The organism is Vibrio lentus (assembly GCF_002875945.1).
GTDB classification, from domain to species: domain Bacteria; phylum Pseudomonadota; class Gammaproteobacteria; order Enterobacterales; family Vibrionaceae; genus Vibrio; species Vibrio apostichopi.
Window position 1 is genome coordinate 155,277 of record NZ_MCZK01000144.1, and the last position, 19,918, is coordinate 175,194.

General features: G+C 44.7%; 16 protein-coding genes. 8 read left to right on the plus strand and 8 right to left on the minus strand.

The annotated features are described in order from the left end of the window. Positions 1-103: 103 nt before the first annotated feature. Positions 104-775 carry a hypothetical protein gene (locus tag BCT49_RS16815; protein ID WP_102436786.1) on the minus strand — a complete coding sequence of 224 codons (672 nt, stop codon included), beginning with the start codon at positions 773-775 and terminating at the stop codon, positions 104-106. Between the two features lie 772 nt (positions 776-1,547). Here BCT49_RS16815 and BCT49_RS16820 point away from each other — a divergent pair. Continuing rightward, entirely contained in the window at positions 1,548-2,288 is a 741-nt protein-coding gene (locus BCT49_RS16820) for a MipA/OmpV family protein (protein ID WP_048658947.1), read from the plus strand. A gap of 89 nt (positions 2,289-2,377) precedes the next feature. Here BCT49_RS16820 and BCT49_RS16825 read toward each other — a convergent pair whose 3' ends face one another. Next, positions 2,378-2,593, minus strand: a complete 216-nt coding sequence (locus BCT49_RS16825; protein WP_133151661.1) for a hypothetical protein — start codon at positions 2,591-2,593, stop codon at positions 2,378-2,380. Between the two features lie 224 nt (positions 2,594-2,817). Between BCT49_RS16825 and BCT49_RS16830 the strand changes: the two genes are divergently transcribed. Continuing rightward, positions 2,818-3,264, plus strand: a complete 447-nt coding sequence (locus BCT49_RS16830; RefSeq protein ID WP_102436790.1) for a TetR/AcrR family transcriptional regulator — start codon at positions 2,818-2,820, stop codon at positions 3,262-3,264. A gap of 218 nt (positions 3,265-3,482) precedes the next feature. On the opposite strand, the gene BCT49_RS16835 is transcribed toward BCT49_RS16830, so the two are convergent. The 5 genes from BCT49_RS16835 to puuE form a co-directional block, all read right to left on the minus strand. Beyond that, entirely contained in the window at positions 3,483-4,793 is a 1,311-nt protein-coding gene (locus BCT49_RS16835) for a urate hydroxylase PuuD (RefSeq protein ID WP_102436792.1), read from the minus strand. A 14-nt stretch (positions 4,794-4,807) separates the two neighbouring features. Continuing rightward, positions 4,808-5,368 carry an ureidoglycolate lyase gene (locus tag BCT49_RS16840; protein ID WP_102436794.1) on the minus strand — a complete coding sequence of 187 codons (561 nt, stop codon included), beginning with the start codon at positions 5,366-5,368 and terminating at the stop codon, positions 4,808-4,810. A 15-nt stretch (positions 5,369-5,383) separates the two neighbouring features. Further along, positions 5,384-6,370, minus strand: a complete 987-nt coding sequence (alc, locus tag BCT49_RS16845; RefSeq protein WP_102436796.1) for an allantoicase — start codon at positions 6,368-6,370, stop codon at positions 5,384-5,386. A gap of 122 nt (positions 6,371-6,492) precedes the next feature. Then, positions 6,493-7,008: a 2-oxo-4-hydroxy-4-carboxy-5-ureidoimidazoline decarboxylase gene (gene uraD, locus BCT49_RS16850; protein WP_017067791.1), complete on the minus strand. Its 516-nt coding sequence runs from the start codon at positions 7,006-7,008 to the stop codon at positions 6,493-6,495. Positions 7,009-7,030: 22 nt separating this feature from the next. Beyond that, entirely contained in the window at positions 7,031-7,969 is a 939-nt protein-coding gene (puuE, locus tag BCT49_RS16855; protein WP_102436798.1) for an allantoinase PuuE, read from the minus strand. A gap of 411 nt (positions 7,970-8,380) precedes the next feature. Between puuE and uraH the strand changes: the two genes are divergently transcribed. From uraH to BCT49_RS16885, 6 genes are all read left to right on the plus strand, one after another. After that, positions 8,381-8,734, plus strand: coding sequence for a hydroxyisourate hydrolase (gene uraH, locus BCT49_RS16860; protein WP_102436800.1), 354 nt, complete (start codon positions 8,381-8,383; stop codon positions 8,732-8,734). 305 nt (positions 8,735-9,039) lie between these two features. Then, a complete protein-coding gene (locus BCT49_RS16865) occupies positions 9,040-10,383 on the plus strand; it encodes an NCS2 family permease (RefSeq protein ID WP_017083062.1) in 1,344 nt (447 codons plus the stop codon). A gap of 321 nt (positions 10,384-10,704) precedes the next feature. Further along, complete coding sequence (locus BCT49_RS16870) at positions 10,705-12,156, plus strand: nucleobase:cation symporter-2 family protein (protein ID WP_102436802.1); 1,452 nt, start codon at positions 10,705-10,707, stop codon at positions 12,154-12,156. 189 nt (positions 12,157-12,345) lie between these two features. Further along, on the plus strand, positions 12,346-13,710 hold the full coding sequence (locus BCT49_RS16875) for an 8-oxoguanine deaminase (protein ID WP_102436804.1): 1,365 nt from the start codon (positions 12,346-12,348) through the stop codon (positions 13,708-13,710). A 766-nt stretch (positions 13,711-14,476) separates the two neighbouring features. Then, a complete protein-coding gene (locus BCT49_RS16880; protein WP_102436806.1) occupies positions 14,477-15,715 on the plus strand; it encodes an alpha-xenorhabdolysin family binary toxin subunit A in 1,239 nt (412 codons plus the stop codon). A 202-nt stretch (positions 15,716-15,917) separates the two neighbouring features. Continuing rightward, positions 15,918-18,314: a hypothetical protein gene (locus BCT49_RS16885; protein WP_102436808.1), complete on the plus strand. Its 2,397-nt coding sequence runs from the start codon at positions 15,918-15,920 to the stop codon at positions 18,312-18,314. A 137-nt stretch (positions 18,315-18,451) separates the two neighbouring features. Here the strand turns inward: BCT49_RS16885 and BCT49_RS16890 are convergent, their stop codons facing one another. After that, positions 18,452-19,888: an amidohydrolase gene (locus tag BCT49_RS16890; protein ID WP_102436810.1), complete on the minus strand. Its 1,437-nt coding sequence runs from the start codon at positions 19,886-19,888 to the stop codon at positions 18,452-18,454. Positions 19,889-19,918 lie beyond the last annotated feature (30 nt).

Below are 19,918 nucleotides of genomic sequence, written 5' to 3' on the forward strand. Positions count from 1 at the left end.
TTTGCTCCACCCTTAATTATATTAAGTAACAAGTACCATGGCTTGGATGTTGATGTGCATTCTCCAAATTCTTGGCGTTAACTTTGACGATGTGCTTTAGATTTCAGATTGGGTCAAAGACATAGCTAGAGAACTTACCAGAGAACTCTTGGTATACTCTTAGCACAAACGGCTGACCACTTAAGTCTGGGCTTTTGACAACGGTTAAGTTCCACCATAACCCAGTTATACTCGGTACATTTGCGATGCCTTCTATATTCTGACTTAATACTTTATTACCAGATTGAGCTATAAGGACTTCTACAGAACCATTTGAAATTGATTCAAGAGTAGAGCCATAAACTATTACTACAAATCGACCATATGGATATAGCAACTTTGTTTCTGTTATTCTTTCTTCAAGTTCGGCTTCACTTTCAAAACTATCTTTAGATTTCTTCCTTTCAAGATCTAACAGACTCTTTAATGACTCAAACTTAACCTCACTGTCTATACCGTTAAAGGGCTTACCAGCAGTATTTAGCTCATCAACGCGATATGTGTAATCAATATTCTGAATCAAAAAGTGGTTATGGGATAGGCTCCCTGCTATATAGCCTGCCCTCCAATTCCAATATTTCCCTAAAGTTCCAGCCTGATTAGTTGGTAATCCAACGTAAGCCTGCCTTCCATTGTCATATTGTTGCTGCAAAATATTGTCGGTTTTTTCCTTATAAGAAGGTGTTGTTTGACATCCTCCAAGCAGCAAAGCCACCAGTAACCAATGCTTTTTCATATATGTTTCCCAAGCAACATAATAGCTCTCTGTTAGCAACACTCACCTGCGGTTCAGCCGAGCTTGTATTTGCAAATTTAAACCCAACAACATTAAACCAGACATACATATTCAGCTAGTAGATAAATGATATTTATGAATTTATATTGTCCAAAAACAAAAAATCCCCGGCAATAGGAGCCGGGGAGAAGATGGGGAAATGAGTCTGACGTATGCCTGCGATCAAACTCCCCCGAAACCTCATCTAAAGCTGATGTCCTAGTTGAGGGATTGGCAAATGGTTGTTGAAATGTCGTGTCTTACTTTGCTAACGATTCAGCCTCAAAAGTCATCATCTATCCTCTATATTCCGCTTGATCATGCGATAAACCAGAAATGCAGCGACAATGCATAGAACAGTCATCACGATGCTGCTAATACCAAGAAAAACGTAAATTGGTTCCACTTCTTCTCCCATCACTCTCTCCAGAAACAAGCCTCGATGACTCTGACATCATCAGTAACACACTAATATTTAATGATAATTTAAAGGTTGATACCCTCTATTTGGTCGTAATTTTTGTTTTATCGCTAATTATTAATTAGCCAAAGCCAACGAACTGTTGTTATACTCGCCCAAAATAAGGGGTGTCATCCTTTATTTTTTGAAGTCTACGTTTAGTCAGACTTATCGTCAAGCTACTTCGTAACCAAAAGTCAGAATAACCGCTCAACTCTATTGGAGTTGGGTTCCTAAATTTGAACATAGGGTCACCCCTTACAAGAGCAAAACATGAAAAAAGCAGCACTCACTACCCTCATTTTAGCCATGTCTTTATCGGCACCAATTAACGCTGAAATTGGCGTAGGTCTAACCGCCAGTTACTCGCCAAATGTTTACAAAGGAGGCGATACCGAAGTTACGCCGTTCCCTCTCATTAGTTACGATAATGGCCATTTTTTCATTGAAGGTGTCCAAGCTGGCTATCGCTTGGCTCCAAAAGGCAGCGTGAACAATCTCGTTATCTTTGCGGCCTACGATCCTCGCACCTTAGACGCGAAGGAATCCGATGATCCCGATATCAAGAAGCTGAATGATCGCGATCCTTCATTCATGGGTGGCGTAGCTTATGTATTGACGACAAATGTTGGAGAACTCCGAGCGGGTGTGGGTACAGATATTGGTTCAGTTCACAATGGCCTTTATGCAGAAACTCGTTACAGCTACCACATCAATATGGGGCCATTTGGTTTGATCCCAGCGATAGGATATTCACTCAATAGCGATAAATTGAATGAGCATTTGTATGGTGTTTCGGCGTCTGAAGCAGCCAATACTCGCTTTGAAGAATTTAACCCAAACTGGAGTGGACGTTACTTTGTCGGTTTGACCGGGTACATGCACTTATCAAAGCAATTACGTTTAACGGGAGGGGTTAGATATGAAAACCTCGACTCTGAAATCGAGAAAAGCCCGATACTTGAAAGTACAACATCGGTTATTGGGAATGTTGGAGTAAGTTACACTTTCTAATGTGCTTGAGCGCATTTAACGCGCCTGAATATCAATGAAACTGGTTTAGAAAAAGGACTTTCTACAACCTTGAACGCTAGTAGAAACCGCTATACGTACAGATCTATTTTGTGCATTTTCTTAACCACATCTTCCCCTTGAATCCTTTTTAATACCGTTCCATTCGACGATGAGATAACAATTTGCTTCTGGCTATCTAACTTGGCTGACAAGTCGGTTTTATTCGCTGAAAACGTGGTGTTGATGTAATCCGTGGCACTATTCAGTTTGTGACTGCTCAATGGGGAATGTATCAGGTTGGTCATCATTTCGAGCCTTTCAAAAAAATAAAGGTTAACAACCTCTATTCTATATGCTAAATGTATAATTTCAATAGCATGAACTCGATGAGGCCTGTTTGAGCCCATTAATGTTCAGTTACTCAACGATCGATTGTATCGCAAGCTTTGTGCCTTTATTCTACGGCCTGTTACTGCTTATTATCGATGGCACATAAAATACAACCATCATCCAACGTTCGGAGGCAAGAGTGGGAAGAGCAAGCGCTGCACAAGCGATTATTACACGACAAAAGATCATCGATGCTGCATTTGATATCGCATTAAATGAAGGCTTCGATAAGGCAACCTTTGCTTATATTGCTAAAAAAGCCGGTGTGTCTAAGTCAGGGATTAATGCTCACTTCGACAGAAAAGCCGATATTGCCAAAGAGCTTGAGCCTCTGTTTGTAAAGATCATCAATGAGCACTTAAATTACGAGTCGACCGCGGCGTTTTCGAAGACGTGGCAGAAAGCCATTGATAGTGAACCGAATTTTGTGGCAGCTATTATTGCATTTGGTCCTATTATGCCAACTGAGAAAGGCATCAAAGGGCTGCAATCCAAGATCCAAGGCGAAGAGCAAGAAGTGCTCGACTGTATCTATCACTGCATCGGCTATGCGGTTTGTAATATTCAATCTCGCCAATCCGTTTAATTCGCCTATCTTCATTCCGCAGATTTAACGAATAAAACGACCTATATTCAGCTTCACATTTCCTGTTTTCTCTTTCCTATTTCCTATTGTCCAAAAACAAAAAGCCCCGGTTATAGGAACCGGGGAAACAGGGTGGGATGAGTTTGGCGCGTGCCCGAAACCAAACTCTCCCCAAGCCTCACCTAAGACTCATGCTCTTAGGTAAAGGATTCACATCATTATTGAAGCGTCGCGCCTTGCTCAACCCAAGTGCCGATGAGTGCGCGCTCTTCATCTGTCATTTGAGTCATGTTGCCGAGCGGCATCACCTTGGTTGTTACGGTTTGAGCAACAATCCTTGGGACGTTGGCTTTAATCTCTTCTGGGGTATCAAACATCACACCACCTGGTGCAGCAGCAAAAGCAGCGTGGCTCGGGGTTGATGAGTGACACACAGAACAGCGCTCTTGAATGACTTTATTAATGGTCTCAAAGCTGACGCCTGCGCTAGCGGTTTGCACTGCATGACCAGCTGGAGCAACAGCCGCAGTTGAAGCAGGACCGTTTGCAACAAGCTCTTCTGTCGCCGATTCAGTCGCGCTTACTTGCACTTCTTGAACCACTGGCGCTTGCACAACCGGAGTCATCTGCTTTTTCGCATAAGGTGAGGTCACAAACGCAAGCGTGATCATACCCAATGCCGCTACTGGTATTGTCCATGCGAACTTCTGGCTACCATGACGGGTGTTGAAGTAGTGACGCACCAAGATACTGAAGACCGCTAGGCCAGCAAGAATCAACCAGTTATATTCCGAACCATAAGTACTTGGGAAGTGGTTACTGATCATGATGAACAGCACTGGCAATGTCATGTAGTTGTTGTGACGAGAACGCAGTAGACCTTTCGCAGGCAATGCCGGATCCGGTTCGCGCTTCTCTTCAATCGCTTTCACCAAGTTACGCTGCGCCGGCATGATAACGCGGAATACGTTACCCACCATGATGGTACCAATGATGGCACCCACGTGGATGTAAGCACCACGGCCACTGAACACTTGGGTTAGGCCATATGTCGCAGCGACAAGCAGCACAAACAGCACAACGCCAAGCAACACGGGGGTTTTACCTAATGGTGAATCACACAGTAAGTCGTAGATAAACCAACCGGCAACGAATGAACCAATACCAATCGCGATTGCCGTTGTTGAATCAAGACCGGAACCCGGTGCAATCAGGTAGATTTCAGCGTTAAGGTAGTAAACCACACCCAGTAGACACACACCGGTGATCCACGTGAAGTAGGCTTCCCATTTGAACCAGTGCAGGTGCTCTGGCATCTCTGGTGGCGCAAGTTTGTACTTCTCTAGGTGATATATACCACCACCGTGAATCGCCCATAAGTCGCCTGAAAGGCCCGTTTTTGGGTTTACTCGGTTAAGGTTGTTCTCTAACCAAACAAAGTAAAATGATGCGCCTATCCACGCAACACCAACAATCATGTGAGCCCAGCGTATTGCTAAGTTCAACCACTCTGTAATATGCGGATCCATAATAAACTCCTGTATCACAACGCTTTAGCTAAGCGTTGCTCTTCCTTATTGTCGTCCGTTGGCAGATCGTCCAAATGCAATGCCACTCGGTCGCTGTCGAAATAAACTTCATCACAGTTGTGCCCTTCGCCGCCTCTATCGACGATCAAGAACTGGTCTTGATCAGTAAGCGCAAGAACTGGGTGATGCCACACCCCTTTGTGATAGTTCACTCCTTGACGGCCGTTGCTCAAGAAAGCTCGGCTATTGGCTAATGTTGGATCGTCGCCTTTTGGCGCAACAACAATTAAATAGGGTTGACCAAGTAATGGAATGAATGCCTGAGAGCCAAGTGGATGACGCTCTAACATTTTGATGGTCAGTGGGTAGCTCAACGGTGTGGCTTGGAAGATGCTGATGATCGCTTCTCCGTCTTGGTCTTGCACATCCGTTGTCGCTAGCTTGTGGTAGCGACGTGTTGATCCTCTGTTGATCATGAAGAAATCACTATTATCGGACTCGATAACATCGCCAAACTCTGCAAAAGCCTGCTTGGTTAACGGTTCGATGGATAAACGACGTATTCCATTACTCATATCTGATTTCCTTACCTATTTCGCCTTCGTACCAAACAGACGCAAACGGCTGATACCACCGTCTGGGAATATGTTTGCACGTACGTGAGTAATCGCACCAAGGTCGTTTATCTCAGAAATGAATTCGTGAATCTCGTGCGCTTGCAGCTTTTGTGCTGGCAACAGTTCACGCCAGAATAGGCTTTGTGTTTCCACTTGATCGTCGGTACCGCCTTTCACGTAAGCGGCTTGAATTGAGCAGCTGTCAGGGTAGTTACCTTTGAAGTGAGCTGTGTCCACTACGATACGTTCGATGTTACCTGGGTGGCCTAGTGCCACAATTACCCAGTCGTTACCCGGTGTACGACGACGTGCTGTTTCCCAACCGTCACCCATGTTTTCACCGCGGCCTGGGCCTAAGATGTTGGCTTTGTTGCCGTAGTGCTCATCGCTACATGCCAATGCTCGGCCACCGTGTTCAACCGATGCTAGGTCGACTTGTTGCTGAGAATCTATTGCTTCCCAATCCACACTTGGTCGGCCATAAACACGTAAGCGAGCGACACCGCCATCTGGGTAGATGTTCAAACGTAGGTGCGTAAATACTTGGTCACTTTCGATTGCTTCAAGATGATGATGATCACCTTGTAGTGCCATTGAAGGCAGAATTTCTTGCCACTCTGTTGAATCAGTTGGCTCACCTTGTGGTGAATAACACGCGTCAATTGATGCCGAAGGTGGGAAGTTACCTGTGAAGAATGAGGTATCAATATCAACGCCAGCAATGGTGCCAGCTAAGCCAAGGCGAACGACACAGTAGTCGTAACCTTCACCGCGTTTGCGTCTGCTTTCCCAACCGTCCATCCACTTGCCGTTATCGTCGTATAAGTCGTCTTTCCACTCTGGTGCTGCGTGGCTGAGTAGACGGCTTTTATCTGCGAAAAAATCATCGGTTGCGAAGGTAGCTTCTGCGCCGAGTTTTTCGTCTGCAAGGTTTATGTACTGTTCAAATTTATGGGTCATGTCCGTGTAATCCTATGAAATTAATCAAGTAATAATAAAATGAGAACTTAGTGGCTTATGTTTTTACGAATCAAACCTTTAGGCACTAAGACTGGGCTGAGATAGCTGTTAACTCCGTTAACTTACATATCCCAGAGACGAAACATCGCGATCTTGTTGATCTCTTGAATCGCCGTAGCAAACTCAGTTTCACTATCATTTCCTAATCGCATCTCGAACGACTCAAGAATTTGGTAACGATTGGCTCCCTTCACCGCCATGATAAAAGGGAAATTGAAGCGACTTTTGTAGCTGTTGTTGTAAGAAGTGAATTTTTCAAATTCTTCGGCGTTACATTGGTCGATGCCCGCCCCCGCTTGTTCTTTGGTCGACGACTCTGTGAGTTCGCCGTTTACTGCTGCTCGACCAGCTAAATCCGGGTGAGCATTGATCAAAGCCAATTGTTTGCCTTGGTCTGCACTTAACAAAGTCGATGCCATTTTCAGATGAAGATTCTCGATATGGTCGTCTTCGGCATTCAAACCTTGGTCATACACCACTTCTGCAACCCATGGGCTGTGCTCGTAAACATCAGCAAAGTGAGCGACAAACGTATCGCGGTCCATGGTTGTTGGTTGGCATGATCGAAATTCAGTCACGTTAAGCCTCCTTGCTTCACTGCTACTTTTGCTGTTGATGATTAGCGTTATTTGGTTGATATGGATGATGTTGGTGCCAGTGGTTGGCAATATCGATTCGACGACATAACCACACGCTGTCGTGCTGTTTGACGTAATCTAAGAAACGTCTTAATGCAGCAATACGACCGGGGCGACCAATCAGACGACAATGCAGCCCAACCGACATCATTTTCGGTGCGGTTTCGCCTTCCATATAAAGGGTGTCAAACGTGTCTTTTAAATATTGGAAGAACTGTTCACCCGAGTTGAAGCCTTGCGCGGTTGAAAAACGCATGTCGTTCACATCGAGTGTGTATGGGATCACCAATTGCGGATGACCGGTCTCGGCGTGCCAATAAGGCAGGTCATCATCATAGGCATCTGAGTCATAAAGAAAGCCGCCTTCTTCTGCGACTAGGCGACGCGTATTTGGACCCGTTCGACCTGTGTACCAACCTTGTGGGCGTTGACCGGTCACTTGTTGGATGATCTCAATCGCTTTAGTCATGTGGTCGCGCTCTTCAGACTCATCAATGTATTGATAGTCGATCCAACGATAACCGTGACTACAGATTTCGTGACCCGCTTCGACCATGGCTTTGGCAACGTCTGGATGACGCTCAATCGCCATTGCAACAGCAAATACGGTCAGTGGAATTTCATATTCATCGAACAAGCGAAGAACACGCCACACACCTACACGGCTACCATATTCATAGATGGATTCCATGCTGATGTGACGTTCGCCTTTGATCGGTTGTGCTGACGGGATCTCTGAGAGAAAAGCTTCAGACTCGTCGTCTCCATGTAACAAACAACGCTCACCGCCCTCTTCATAGTTCAATACAAAAGAAACCGCGACGCGCGCATTACCTGGCCATTGAGGGTTTGGAGGGTTAGCTCCGTAACCGATCAAATTTCTTGAATAATCCTTATTCATCCAAGTACTCCTAACATAAGTGGTTGGCTTAGCCGCTCTTTAAGTAAGTCGCCAAATGATTCAACCAAATGGATTCTCGATAAACAGAGCAACCTTACCCCTGTACATTTATTGTATACAATTATTTATCTCAATGTAAAGATTTTGTTATTAAAGTTAAATTTACGCACCTTTAACAATTAAAAACAACAACTTAATAAAACCAAAGCTCACCAAAAAACGATAATCTAGATCTATAAAGTCAGAAAAAACGACACAATGGTTAACATTTTTCCAACAATTCGCTTTACTAATTGTGTACAGTTCGTACATAGTTAGTGATAACAAAGTGACCAGTTGCATTCTTTGCAAGGTCGAAACAGACAGATAAACCACGGAACAGAGGAGCGCCAAAAGCGCTATTAAAGGACTATGGGAAGATTAACAACACACGTATTAGACACGACTCACGGCTTACCGGGCGCAGAGATCAAGGTAGAGCTTTATAAGGTCAATGAAGGCTCAACAGAAAAGCTGGCGACGGTAGTCACTAACTCCGATGGCCGAACCGATGCGCCAATTCTGGCAGGGAATGATTTCCGTCCGGGGAAATATCAATTGGTGTTCTACGTTGCGGATTATTACAAAAGCAAAGGTGTGGAATTGGATGGCGTGCCTTTTCTAGACGATGTGGTTATTCGTTTCGGCTTAGATGATCCAGAAGCGCATTATCACGTTCCTCTTCTCGTCTCACCTTACAGTTTCTCAACCTATAGGGGCAGTTAGTCCCGTGACCTAGCACTTCGAACTAGGCTCACCCATCGAATAATAAACAGATTCGTGCGTGCATCTAAAATGATGCGCGCTCATTAAGCACGCTCATACAAAAATACTAACAACGTTAATAGTTAGAGATTAATAGCTAGAAAACAGATGGTTAGAAACCAATGGCTAGAAAATGAATAGCTAGGGAGTTAACCGTTAGGAAACTAATAAATAGAGAGCTAGTGGCTAGGAAAAAACCTTAAAACTTAATATTGAAATCTCGCTGTATTCAATAAATGGATCACAACATAAAAGGACTTGCTGACATGAGTGAGAGTAAAACAGAAATACTCAACCAAGATGCGAATAACGGATTTTTAGAGAAACTCTTTAAAATTAAGGCCCACGGAAGCAGTGTAAAAAATGAGTTAGTCGGCGGTGTCACCACCTTCGCGACCATGGCTTACATTATCTTCGTTAACCCTCAAATTATGGCCGCATCGGGTATGGATGCAGGCGCCGTATTCGTCGCAACCTGTATTGGTGCTGCGATCGGTTGTTTGTTAATGGGTTTATTTGCCAACTGGCCTGTCGGCCTTGCACCGGGCATGGGCTTGAACGCCTTCTTCTCGTTCACGGTAGTAAGCGAAATGGGTTACAGCTGGGAAGTCGCACTGGGTGCGGTGTTTATCTCAGGTATCTTGTTTGTCGGGATGAGTTTCTACAAAGTCCGCCAATGGATCATTGAAAGTATCCCTGTGAGTCTGCGTTACTCCATGACAGCGGGTGTTGGTTTGTTCTTAGGTCTAATCGGCCTAAAAACAGCGGGTATTGTCGTCGAAAACCCAGCAACTTTGGTTTCTCTAGGTGACTTCACTAAACCAGAAGCGCTACTGGCTGCTATCGCGTTCCTTATTATCGCGGTACTCAGTGAGCGTAAAGTATTTGGTGCAGTGCTGATCGGTATTTTGAGTGTAACGCTTGTCGGTATGATGCTTGGCTTAGTGCATTACAACGGCTTCTTCGCGGCTCCACCAAGCTTAGCGCCTACGTTCCTAAAAATGGACATTATGGGCGCTCTCGATGTTTCAATGATCAGCGTTATCTTGGCTTTCCTTTTTGTAAACATGTTCGATACCGCGGGTACTTTGATGGGCGTGGCTGAGCGTGCAAACCTGACCAATCCTGAAACGGGAAAAATTGAAGGACTAAGCAAAGCGCTTAAAGCCGACAGTATTTCAAGTGTGGCGGGTGCGTGTGTGGGTTGTCCACCAGTAACCAGTTATGTAGAAAGTGCAGCCGGTGTTGCGGCAGGCGCACGAACAGGTCTATCTGCGATTGTGGTTGGCGTGTTGTTCTTAGCTGCGATTTTCCTATCTCCACTTGCAGGCATGATCCCCGCTTACGCAACCTCTGGCGCGTTGATTTATGTCGCTTTCGTAATGATGAGCAGCATGCAGCACGTCGATTGGAAAGACTTCACCAACGGCGCACCTGCAGCCATTACCGCACTAATGATGCCTTTGACCTTCTCTATCGCGAATGGTATCGCACTGGGTTTCATTACCTACACAGTGCTTAAGCTGGCGACAGGCAAAACAAAAGATGTCTCAATTTCGATGTACTTCTTAGCCGCGATTTTTGTCGCTAAGCTGGTCTTCATCGGCTAATCACCCAACGTAGCTATCACTTGGCTTGTTCGCAGGCCAAGCGATAGACGAATGCAATAAATAAGATAAGTAAGCCGCTATATCAATAAGGAAATAATTAACAAGAAGCAACATAAGTAACATAAGTAACAGGAAGCAATGTAAGTATTAATGAAAATAAGCAGTAACCAAATTTTCAAGAAAAAGCTAATAGTACTGATGAGTAGAGAGCAGATGCACCACTGATTCGGTACACCTTTTTTATGACCCTACGCAGTTTGTAGAAGTCATTATTTGACCGTCATTCGCCTGTAAACGGAAACGCAGGCAGAGGAATATCAAATGAAACTTCTGTACACCCTAAATGAAAGACCGCCTCACGGCTTAACCTTTTTACTCGCTTTACAGCACATGCTCGCCTCGATTGGTGGCATTGTGGCTGTTCCCCTCATTGTCGGCGCTTCTATCGGCCTACCTAACACAGAGATCGTCTCGCTGATCAATGCTGCGCTACTGGCGTCAGGTATTGTAACCGTCGCTCAATGTCTCGGCTTTGGCCCTATTGGCATTCGACTGCCCGTGGTGATGGGTTCGAGCTTTGCCTTTTTAGGTGTGGCGATTTCCATCGGTAACGAAGGTGGTGTCGCCGCTATCATGGGCTCGGCGCTTATCGGCTCGTTTGTCGTGATTGGTGCCAGCTTCTATATGGACAAGGTTCGGAAGCTGTTCCCAACCGTGGTAAGTGGTGTTGTGGTTACCCTAATCGGCTTAACCATTTTACCGGTTGCCATGAATTGGGTCGGCGATTCTCCTGCCAACACTGAACAATTCGCGACGCTACCAAAACTGTTTCTAGCACTGGTCTCTTTAGGGATTGTGGTCGGCGTATCGGTTTACTGTAAAGGTGCAGTTGCCGCTTCAGCCATCGTGATTGGTTTAGCAGGTGGTTACATCGTTGCGCTATCGCTCGGCATGGTCGATCTTGAGCAAATCAGCTCTGCTGCTTGGGTTGGCGGACCTGAACCCTTCAAATATGGCTTTACCTTTTCTGCCAGTGCCATCATCAGTATGAGCTTGGTGTACATCGTGGTGATCGCCGAAGCAACGGGCGATTTCATGGCATTGGGCAACAACTGCCAAACCCAAGTCAGTGGTAAAGATCTAAAACGTGGGCTGCTAGGCGATGGCCTTGGTAGTACGCTCTCTTCTATTTTAACAGCGATGCCATTGGCGTCATTCAGCCAAAACGTCGGCATTGTAGGCATCACAGGTGTAGCAAGTCGCTATGTAGTGGCTGCAACCGGTGGTTTACTAATTTTAGGCGGTTTATTCCCGAAATTAGCCGCTATTGCTGTCACGATTCCAAAACCTGTTCTAGGTGGTGTGGGCTTTGTGATGTTCGGTATGATTGCTTACGCGGGCATCCGCATGTTGATCAAAGCCGCAGACACCAAACGAAATGCCTTGGTAATCTGTGTAGGTTTGGCGTCTGGCTTGGCGGTAACTTTCGAACCAAGACTGCTGCAACACTTACCGCATGACTTGGCCAACTTCCTTCACTCCGGCATTACCACGGGCACCATCATGACGGTTCTGCTAAACCTTGTGTTACCAAAATCATCAAAAGCTGAAGAACAAGAAGCGTTAGCCGAGAGCCAAGCGCAAGTTGAGCTAGAAATGAAAGAACAGGCTGAAGAAGAGCTACACTCAGACGAGCAATTAGAGATTCAACAAGCAAGTACAGAAGCAGATGTTCAAGCGGCTTCAGAAAACCCTGAGCCAAAAACGAACTAGCTGGTTCTCGAACTAACTAAGTCTCAAACTAACTAGTTCACAGGCTAACGTAAAACCGATTTCCGTAGGATCAGGGCTGATTAGAACATCGAACGTTTTAACGACCCTGATTCGAATTTATCTTTCACTACAAATACCAATAAAGACCCTCTTCCCTGAAAAGGCTGAGATGGCTAAGGACTACTATGAATGGAAACCATCTGGATTAAGAATCCTCTCGCAATCTACACTGGCTCACTGGCTGATGCAGAAGGCGGTATTGTCATTAAAGGCAATAAAGTCATTGAATTGGTTGGCAAACACAAAGAGCCGACCTTACCCGTAGATTACAGCGTCGACGCCTCTCGTCATGTTGTAACTCCTGGGCTTATCAATGCGCACCACCACTTCTATCAAACCCTAACGCGTGCCTACCCCGGCGCACTGAATAAAGAACTCTTCCATTGGCTACAAAGCCTCTACCCTGTTTGGGCTAACCTCGATTCTGAGATGATGAGCCTTGCTACAGAATTGGCTCTGGTTGAGCTTATGATGTCGGGCTGTACTACCGCGTCAGACCATCATTACTTGCTACCAAACGGGCTTGAGCATGCTATTGATTTGCAAGTCGAGGCCGCAGAGAAACTAGGCGTTAGAGCCATATTTACTCGAGGTTCCATGAGCTTAGGGGAAGATGAAGGTGGACTACCTCCAAGACACACCATTCAAACTGAACAAACCATCATCGACGATAGCCAACGCTTGATTCGTGATTACCACCAGCGTGATGAAGGGGCGATGATTCAAATCGCGCTCGCGCCTTGTTCGCCGTTCTCAGTCACCACTGAGCTAATGAAAGAGACTGCCAAGATCAGTGAACGTGAGAACGTGATGATGCACACGCACCTATGCGAAACGCTCGATGAAGAGGATTTCTGTATTGAGAAGTTTGGCTTGCGCCCTGTCGATTATCTGGAAGATGTGGGCTGGCTCAACGAACGCACTTGGCTCGCTCATGGTATTCACTTCAACCCAGAAGAGATCAAGCGTTTGGGCAAAGCAGACATTGGCATCAGCCACTGCCCGACGTCCAACATGATGTTGGCTTCCGGTATTTGTAAGAACAACGATCTTGAAGCCGCTGGCGTAAAAGTCGGACTGGGTGTGGATGGTTCCGCCTCAAACGACGGTTCGAACATGATTGCCGAAGTGCGCATGGCGATGTATCTACAACGTCTGCAATATGGCTCTGCCAATGTTTCACACTTTGACGCACTGCGCTGGGCGACATCAGGCTCGGCACGCGCAATGGGCAGAACCGACATTGGTACGCTAGAGGTCGGTAAACAAGCCGACATCGCGATGTTCAAGCTCGATGACATTCGTTTCTCTGGCAGCCACGATCCACTGGCTGCATTATTACTTTGTGGCGCTCAACAAGCGGATAAAGTGATGGTAGCCGGAAAATGGCGAGTTAACGATGGCGCCGTGATTGGCGTCGACATGGAGCAACTGATGCACCGCCACCACGCAGCAGCGATGAAGCTTGGTAAATTGGCGATGAATAACAATTAGTTGAAGTACTTGCCCATCAAACACTGCAAGCTAAATCGTGTGGCTTTGATGGGCAAACATCCAGAACATCCACAAAAATTCGAAAATATCGCAAACATTCTAAAACCCCATGAACATGATGTCCTCTCAATCTACGTATCTATCTATTTCCTAAAATAATTCCAGCCTTAATAAATCCAAAACAACGTTACTAATTAAAGAGAATCTAATTTAACTTCATCTAATATAATTTCCACTAATAAAACACTCACTAATAAAAACCACTAACAGAACCTTCCTTAATATAAAACCTGAACATTATCTGGCACAGATCAAATTTAAAACGCTCGTTCTATTTATATATTCATCAAATTAATCAACAGATTTAGTAATAATGGAAATTATGAGGATAATTATACTTCTATCACTTATCGCATTTATGAATAGAATAAAAACCTCTCGAGACCTTTCCATACCTAGCCTGACAAAAGACACAAGAGTAGTGACTTAAATATCATTAAATTCAATAGATCAACAATCAATCAATATGAATTCAAATGTGTGATCTAAATAGAACTTTTCATTATAAATCTACTATAGATTGACCAAATCTTATAAAAACAAAAAACACATTAAAGGAGTCAATTTTAAAAACAAAAAAATAATTATAAGAATAACAATATAAAACTATTCAATAACCCTTCATAAATATTTAAAAATGCCATCGAATGGTAGGGGGATTATTGTCTTTGTAAAAAGCTAATAACAAATCTAACAGGGCTAAACGATGAAAAAAATCACTAAAACACTCGTACTATCTTCGATTTCAATTGGGCTACTTTCTTCTTTTGCTTTCACTTCTCAAGCAGCGCCAGTTCAAATTAACCAAGCGTCAGCTGAACAAAACATACCTCAAGTCACCTACGATACGATAATCGGTGAGAATGGCGTCTTTATTGATTTAGATACCGACAACTTTATTCTAAAACAGCAAGAGTGGTATCAGATCCAAGCCTATGTTGAAGGCGCTTTGGCACTGCCCGTGACAGAAGCCAGTATGAAGTCGACTTTAAGTATTCCTAACGACATTCCTTTCTCTAATTTCGAAGCACTGGTTCAGCAGTACTCAAGTATTCACGATACCGCCTTCTATTGGAAAAAAGAGCTTTATCCAAGCATCGTTGACCTGTCATTAAGCTTGGCCAATTACGTCCAAATTAAAGACTTCATGCTTAACCCACTAAGCGATGCTTTGAATGAAATGCTGGCCAAAGCATTCTCGCCGCTCCCGGAAGATATCGAAGCGGTAGAACGCAATAGAAAGGTGGCGATCGCTTACCTGAAAAGCCTGCAAAGTTTTTCAATGAGATACCAGCATGAAGTGTCTGACGTTGGCGGCAACCTATTAGAATTTTCAGCTACATTAGACACCCAAAAATTGCAATTAGATGTGTTGGAAGGCACTCACAACGGTTACCTAAGCGACGATGGCAGCGCGCTTCAGCAGCGAGTGAATGACATCAATGCACGTATTACTCAACTCAACAAAGATTACACTCACTACGTTACGGTCGCCTCTACTGCGGTGACTTATGCATGGTTCCCTCTGGTTGCAGGTCCAATCATGGGCGTATACGGCGATAAAGCAGAAAAAGCACGTAAACTTCGTAACGAATTACAAAACGAAGTAAAAGAGCTTCAAGAGCAGTTAACTTACACGCAGAAAATATACAACTCTTATCATCGCTCTTCAGAGAGTATCGATATGATTTCTCAACAAATTGAAAATGCGATTCCACATATTAATAAGCTGAAACTGAATTGGCAGAAAATGAATGCCGACTTCACTTCACTGCTTGTGGCATTAGAACAAGCCCAGAATAATGCCGACATCATGAAGGACGACGCGATGCTTGGTGCGATAGGTGCGCTTGCCAATACAACGGTTGCAGAAAGTAACTGGAGTAATATCAGCGAGAAAGCAAAAGCGTTTGCAAACAATGCATACATTCAAGAAATGGAATAGTCCCTATACATCTCGAAGAAATAGCGCGACGAATAACGAAAAAGCAGCGCTATATACAGATATGAGACAGCTACGAGACGGCTAAAAATATAACGAGATAGCCAAATAACCCTCCGAATAGTAAGCCGCACCTTATGAAAATTAAGGTGTTGGCTTCTGCTACCCAAAATTTGGCGAATACTAATTTCGACAGGATATAAATATGAGACTTCTACCTATTATTATTTCTCTTTCATTTTCTCCACAGGCTTTTTCTAGCGACTGGCTTGAACTGAACAATTTACCCAATTCAACTGAATACCCAACTTGGGTTCAATCGGCCTATTCAGATGTTGGCGTATTGTCTCGCTCAACATCCGATCTACACATCAACCTCAGCGACTGGATAGCGGAACAGAACCTATACGTCACCAACCCTTCAAAAATCGTCGTGTTTGCAGACACCATCGAGGTTCCAGAGAACTTCAACTTGCTTGTAAACAACCAAAACATCCTGATTTTTGCACGCAAAATTGTTGGCCAAGGTACGCCAACGTTTGTGCTCGGACAACAAGGTTCTGCAGCATCGATTTCTGTGATTGCTGGCGAAATAGAAACACCGATTAATGTGCTCGCTTTCCAAAGCGATGGCAGCATTACACGAGATGCCCTAACAGGAAATACAGGAGATGGTGAATCCGTTGTCTTAGCAGGAGAGCACTACCGAAGAACCACCATCGACTCAAACATTACCGGGCAAATGAAACTGGCTACCGAACCTTTTACAGACATTATTAATCGCTCTTTTGATATGGCTGCCAGCTTGTTCGACACCAACCCAGAGCTTAGCCTCGACCTTATCAACTGGATTGAGCAGAGCCTACGTTACTCAGGTTCTGTGGTGGAAGACGACCCAATTCTTTCAGACCTTTACCTGCAAACGGTCGCGTTCAAGCAGTTCATTAGCTTCAGCACCAAAGAGAGCCACTACGTACCTTATCTCGACAAAGTACTTTACCAAGACAAGTACGAAGCGTACCTAAATGCGATGGTCGCGTATCAAGCTCAGTGGGACATTATTCAAGACAGAAACACCGTCATTGAAGACAAAATAGAAGCCGCTAAGTTAGCGCTCGCTAACATTGAAGACGTTCTTCGCGCTCAGAGTTCGATCATCACACAAACTCAATCCAACATAGATAAGATAGGGGACAGCCTTACTGAGGTAGATAGCCAATACAAAGCACAAGAGTTAGTGACCCTTGATGCGAGAACGACTTATTTAGTTGGCGTAGAGAATTGGAAAACCCAACAACAACTCAATGCTGCGCTTGCGATATTCAAAGCAATCGCTGAGATTGGAAGTGCAGTGAGTGGCGTGTTCACAGGTAATCTTTCAGGCGTCAACGACCTAACCGAGCAATTAGCGAAAACCCCAGAAGCATTAGAAAAAGCGAAAAACCTCGTCACCAATATCAAGTCGGTCACGGGTATTATTGATAGCGTGACCAAAACGATTTCTGGTATTTCTCAGTTAACCGCGGATATTAAATCAACCATCAAGCTCCAGAAGATATCTGAAGCAATGGATGGTTTTAACTTCAACATCCCAACCATCAATGAAAGTAACCTGGCGTGGGATCTGATGATCACCGAGATCCGCAGCAACTTAAGATATGCCGATAGCTTAGGTATCAAAGGATCAAGACAATACTTACTCGAACTTGAAAAGCAGGTTCTGCTCGGTAAGGCAATTAACATCACGCAGCTTAACTTTGCGCAGGAGCAAGCAAAGCTGGTCGACTTGCTGCTAACCAATAACGTAACCATCAACCAACAGCAAAGGCTGAATGATGCTATTGAAGGTTATCAAATAGATACCGACAGCTTCGATTCGATTGAACGTGAACTATCAAGAGTGTTGATGCACTTCAAACGCCCAATGTTCGTTGCTTTGTCTAACTATGTTCAGGCATACGAATACTGGGCATTGAAGCCAAGCGAGATCACGCCATCTCTGAACAAAAGTTACTTGGACTACCAGTTTGACTTGGCATCCATCGAAAGTGAGTATGTGAATGCTCTGTCTTCTTTCCAACCCGCGCCACAAGATTTCACCATCGATAACTACACTATTTCTAGCCCAGAACAACTAGATAACTTTGCAACAACCGGACAGCTGAATTTCTCTATTCCATTAGAGCAAGTCCAATTGTGTTCATTTGACCGCGTTAGGCTTTCCACGGTACGAGTGTTCTTAGAAGGTGAAAACTTACCTTATGGCAAACAACTGAATCTACGAGTCTCCAGTTCAGGCAACTATGCCGACCGATATGAAAACCAAGATTATCAGTTCAGCTCAAACCCCGTGTCACGTGCGTTCTACTACCGTCTAGATGATCCAACCACCAACGATGTCAGCATCATCACCGACGGTGCCGTAGCGAATAAGTTCGAATACGCGTATTTCCAACCTACTCCATTCACCTCATGGAATGTCACACTCAACAATTTCGATGAGACAGACCAAGCCAACAACCAATATCTAAAAGATATCGAACAGATTCGCGTCGAATTCTTAGGCAGCGGTATCCCGAATGGCAATAGCTGCTCTAACTAACAAAGCGCTACTTTAATTAACCGAAGCGTTGCTTTAATCCAAGGAACCGAGGTTAAAGGGATAAGCCAGCAACAAAAAAGGCCGACATGATGTCGGCCTTGTTCATTCAGTTCGATTTTTAGAAACCGATTTACATCTTAATCCATCAAGCTCTTAGACTTAATCGCCTTCTTAGAAAGCTCTTTAGCAAAGGCTTTGATATCAGTTTCAAACTCATCGACGCTTTGACGAATGTCATCCAGTTGAACGGTCTGCATCACTCGATTTTCCATTACGATTTGGCCGTTAACAATAGTGGTGTCGATGTTGCTTGGGTTCGCTTGGTAAACCAAAGTCGCATATGGGTCGTAATTCGGCATCATGTTCGCCGATTGTGTCTCTACAATCACGATGTCTGCTTTCTTACCCGCTTCAAGAGAACCGATTTGGTCTTCCATGTGTAGGGCTTTCGCACCACCTAATGTCGCCATCTCAATCACTTGATCAGGAATCATGATGGTGCGATCTGAATGCTTTAAGCGCTGCATATTAGCTGCGTAGCTTAGGGTGCGCATGATATCGACTTGGTTTGAACTCATTGGACCGTCTGTTCCTAAGCCAATGCGCATGTCGGCACGATACATCTCCCAAGCAGGCGCAATGCCTGTCGCCCCTTTGGCGTTCGCCATTGGGTTGTATGAGATACCCGCGTCAGCTTGCTTGAGTAGCTTTTGATCGTTCTCTGACAGGTGGATACCGTGAGCAATCACGACACGCTCATCAAGCACACCGATTTCATCCATGTATTCAACTGGCGATGTCGCTTTGGTTTCGTCTTTGATGCGCTTTTCTTCATTCGGGAATTCAGCAACGTGAATCAACACGGGTACATCGTATTGAGCCGACAGTTTATTGATTTCTTGCAGCTTATCTTTGCTCACGGTGTACACCGCGTGTGGTGCATAAGCAGGTGTGATTAACTCATCGTTTTTGTACTGCTCAATAAAGCCTTTGGCATACTCGATGCCGCCGTAAGGTTCTTTGGCATCAACCACTGGGAATTTAATCACGGTTTCACCCAGCACGGCGCGCAGGCCGACTTCTTTGGTCGCCTTAGCCATTTCGTCCATGTGGTAATACATGTCAGCGTAAGTCGTGACACCACTTTGCGCCAACTCGATAGAACCAAGTTTGGTTGCGTTGTAAATCAATTCACGGCTTAGCTTTTCTGCTTCAAGTGGGAAGAAGTAAGCAAACAGACGATTCGAGATGCCCTCTTCCCCCAAGCCACGAAACGCTATCATAGGCAAATGGTTGTGCGCATTGACCATGCCCGGCATAACGATTCCATCTTGAGCGTCAATCACCTTTTCAGCGCGGTATTGAGTAATCAAATCCTCGTTACCAACAGCGATGATCTGGTCATCTTTCACCACAACCACACCGTCTTCAATCACATCCATTTCTGAATTGATTGTTAGAACCTGTCCATTGGTGATGATCAGATCGGCGTTGTATGTTTGCGTCGAGACTGTCGAACCACAGCCTGCCAGTAGAACTGCGCTGATGGTGCATGCCAAGCTTTTGAGCGTCATTGCTAAACCTATATGTTGTGCGTGTAATAT